Source organism: Devosia sp., from assembly GCF_041917035.1.
Classification (GTDB): Bacteria; Pseudomonadota; Alphaproteobacteria; order Rhizobiales; family Devosiaceae; genus Devosia_A.
The window spans coordinates 1-3,085 of the sequence record NZ_JAYRYM010000347.1; the positions used below are offsets into that span (position 1 = coordinate 1).

The 3,085-nt window shown below is 65.3% G+C and carries 5 protein-coding genes; 2 read left to right on the forward strand and 3 right to left on the reverse strand.

The window, feature by feature from the left end; genetic code table 11:
- Positions 1-712: DNA polymerase Y family protein (locus ACE3TU_RS20750; RefSeq protein ID WP_374627712.1), on the reverse strand; the 712-nt coding region annotated here is incomplete at its 3' end.
- A complete protein-coding gene (locus ACE3TU_RS20755) occupies positions 597-1,268 on the reverse strand; it encodes an ImuA family protein (RefSeq protein WP_374627714.1) in 672 nt (223 codons plus the stop codon). The genes ACE3TU_RS20750 and ACE3TU_RS20755, both read right to left, overlap by 116 nt.
- Positions 1,269-1,602: 334 nt before the next feature.
- On the opposite strand from ACE3TU_RS20755, the gene ACE3TU_RS20760 reads away from it, so the two are divergent.
- Together ACE3TU_RS20760 and ACE3TU_RS20765 are read left to right on the forward strand one after the other, a co-directional pair.
- Positions 1,603-2,037: a TerB family tellurite resistance protein gene (locus ACE3TU_RS20760; RefSeq protein WP_374627715.1), complete on the forward strand. Its 435-nt coding sequence runs from the start codon at positions 1,603-1,605 to the stop codon at positions 2,035-2,037.
- The gene (locus tag ACE3TU_RS20765) at positions 2,037-2,354 is read left to right on the forward strand and encodes a heavy metal-binding domain-containing protein (RefSeq protein WP_374627719.1); all 318 of its coding nucleotides are present in this window, start codon (positions 2,037-2,039) and stop codon (positions 2,352-2,354) included. The genes ACE3TU_RS20760 and ACE3TU_RS20765 overlap by 1 nt, the downstream gene beginning before the upstream one ends.
- A gap of 116 nt (positions 2,355-2,470) precedes the next feature.
- Here ACE3TU_RS20765 and ACE3TU_RS20770 read toward each other — a convergent pair whose 3' ends face one another.
- On the reverse strand, positions 2,471-3,043 hold the full coding sequence (locus tag ACE3TU_RS20770; RefSeq protein ID WP_374627717.1) for a hypothetical protein: 573 nt from the start codon (positions 3,041-3,043) through the stop codon (positions 2,471-2,473).
- Between the last annotated feature and the right edge of the window lie 42 nt (positions 3,044-3,085).

A 3,085-nucleotide genomic window follows, 5' to 3' on the forward strand; every position in this document is an offset into this window, starting at 1 on the left:
GCAGAGACTGTCCGAAACGGGCCTGCAGCGCCTTTCGGTCCCGCCCATAGAGCTGGCCGACCTGCTTGAGCCCCATCTGGATGAGTCCAAGGACCTGCGCCTCTGTCAGCCGCAGAGCCGCAACCGGCAGGGCTGCCATCACATCTGAGAGGGAACCGCTGTCGGCGATCCGGTCCGGCGAATAATGTGCCAGCGCCCAGGCTGCACCGACGCTATCGGCAATTGCCCCGCTAACGCTGAAGCCAAGTTCCCGCAGCCGGCCGAGCAGGCGTTCTAGGAGCTTCTCCTCGCCGCCGGACAGATGGGCGACGCCGGTGATGTCGAGGATCAGGTCGCCCCATGGCGACACATCGTCATGAACGGCGACGATGGGGCTGGCATTGCTGTGCCAGTCGGCGAAGTCGGCGAACACCTGGGCGGTGAACTCTTCGTCGAGTTCGCGCACCTCTAGTCCGGGGAGCAACGCCCGTGCATCGGAGAGACTCTGGCCGATTCCGAGGCCAGCCCGGCTCGCGATGAGGTCCAGTGCGACAAGGCGCATGGCCCCCTTCTCGCGACGCCAGAGGGCGAGCGGCCTGTTCCGATCGACAGAGGGATCAGCTCGCCTCAGACAGTCTGTCGCCCAGCGTGGCAGGCTGAGGGCGAGATGGCGCCGTCCGCCACCGATGGGGAGCGGCAGGCTGCCGGCGATTTTGTGCTGCAACAAAGCCATGTCCAGTCCAGTCCACAATCAGGGTCGTGTCGTCAGGTGCCGGCCTGCCGCCGCCGAGACGGCGCTTTTCGATGTCGACGAGGAAGCGCGGCCTCCCTGGGGCGGATTGATCATAGGGATCGGCCCGGCTCGGTGCCGGTCGCACCCGCCAGCGCAATTGCGCCGAACTGGCTTCCCGCTCCCTGCCATACCGCAGCAGCAGTGCCGAGGTGCCGGCCGCGGCAGCCCGCAGGCTCAGCCGGCGCGAAGTTGTGAAATCCAGCCCCCTGTTGCAGGCGGCGAGATCGGCGATCACGGCGGCAACCGACCGACACGCGATAGCCTCCTCAATAGCCCAGAACAGCAGCGCAGGGTTTGCGGCTCTGCCGATCACCAATTGCCCGGGGTCGATGCCGTAGCTCGCCAGGCCATGGGCATAGGGCATGCCGACTTCCTGCACCTCTGAGACGAGTTCGAGATAGAGGATGGCCGTGCGCCCACCGACCAGATGGCTTCGCGCCATCCCGAGCGCAAAGCCGAGAGCTGCGCCCGCAGCGCGCTGTTCATCGGCGAACACCTCGTGCAGGAGGCCTGCCGGCGGGGAAAGCAGCGCCAGCCCGTCCCCTGCCCCATCTCCGGAGTGCGTCGAGGCGAGGGCCGGTCGATTCTCGAGCGCTGCAATCCTGAGGCGAAGGGTTTCGAGCTCGGCGTTGTCTGGCTTGCTTCTGCTTGTTCCGACGAGGCCCACGGGAGCCCCCACTGTTCACTTTGAGAACAAATAGAGAACAACAAACTCCATTGAAGAGTCAAGCCACGGTCCGCCCGCGTGAGGTCAAGACAGCATGATCAAGGATGGCCCTTCCGCTCAGCGGGTCGAGTGCCTATCTTGGGGCACCATCAGGACGCTGCCCATGTTCGATGCCCTGCGCGCCATCTTTTCCAGGCCCGGCCCGGCCCCAGCCGGCATCGCGCCCCAGCTCGCCGTCGCCGCGCTGCTCGTCCACCTTGCCGCCATCGACGGTACCGTGACCCCTGCGGAACGGGACGCCCTGCGCGGCGCACTGATCGATCACTACAAGCTCGGCGACGACGAGGTGGATCGCCTCATCGCCGAAGCCACCCGCCGCGACCAGGAATCGGTCGACTTCTACCGCTTCACCTCGGCCCTGAGCGACCTCGAGGCGGCGGACAAGCTGCACATCATCCGGATGATGTGGCAGGTGGTCTTCACCGACAACAAGAACCACGAACTCGAGGACAACATGGTCTGGCGCATCGCCGAACTGATCGGCGTCTCGGCGCGCGACCGCGCCGTGCTGCGCACCCAGATGACGAGGACCGCATGATCATCGTTTCCACCACCCCCACGCTCGAAGGCCGTCCGATTCGCGACTACCTCGGCATCGTCACCGGCGAGGTGATCGTCGGTGCCAATATCTTCAAGGACCTGTTCGCCGGTATCCGCGACATCGTGGGCGGCCGCTCCGGGGCCTACGAAGGGGCGCTGCGTGACGCCCGCCACGCCGCCTTCGACGAATTGCGTGCCGAAGCGCAACGCCTCGGCGCCGACGCTGTCGTGGGCGTCGACATCGACTACGAAGTTGTTGGCCAGTCCGGCTCTATGCTGATGGTCTCAGTCTCGGGTACGGCAGTGAAGCTGTAGGTCCCGTTCTAGCGGCCATCACCCTCCATTGCTCTCCTGCAGCCGACCTCGGACGAACCCAGGCCGGCTCATGACAGGGGCTTTCCGCTTGCGGGAATGCCCCTGCTTGTGAGTTTCTAGCGCTCCCAGGCGGCGAATTCGCCGATGATCTCCGGCTCGTTCTCGCAGTCGAAGTCCATCGCCAGTTCGTCGGCGGCGTCGCGGGCCATCTGGTTGGCGTCGGCATTGGCGCGTGCATCGACATAGGCGACATGGCAGGTGGCCCCCGGCGCCACCTTCGTGACCACCAGAACCTGGCCCTCGGCATCGCTGCCGTCGGGTCCGGCGGTGAAGAAGCGGAGAATCGTGGCGAACGGCTTGTACTGGCCCTCGACGTTCGACACGCGCCACTCGATCTTGGCGCCGAGACGATTGAACGGCGGCAGCGTCTGCTGGGCCGCCTTTTCCGTGGTCGACTCGAGCCCGTACGAAACGAACATCCTGAGGTCACCTTCGGCGATCATCACCGGCATGCCCTTGAGACCCGAACAGGCCCAGGTGGCGCCGAAATCGTCTGCTGAAATCACCGTGCACTGGTCGAGGTCGACATCGGTGTAGCTCGACTGGAACTGCTGGCCAACCGCCGGTCCGGCGCAGGCAAACACCACTGCCAGCGCTGCAACCAGTCGTTCCCGCGATATGGTCGTCATCTCAGATCTCCTCGTTTCGCATGTCGTCCCATGCAATCGTGT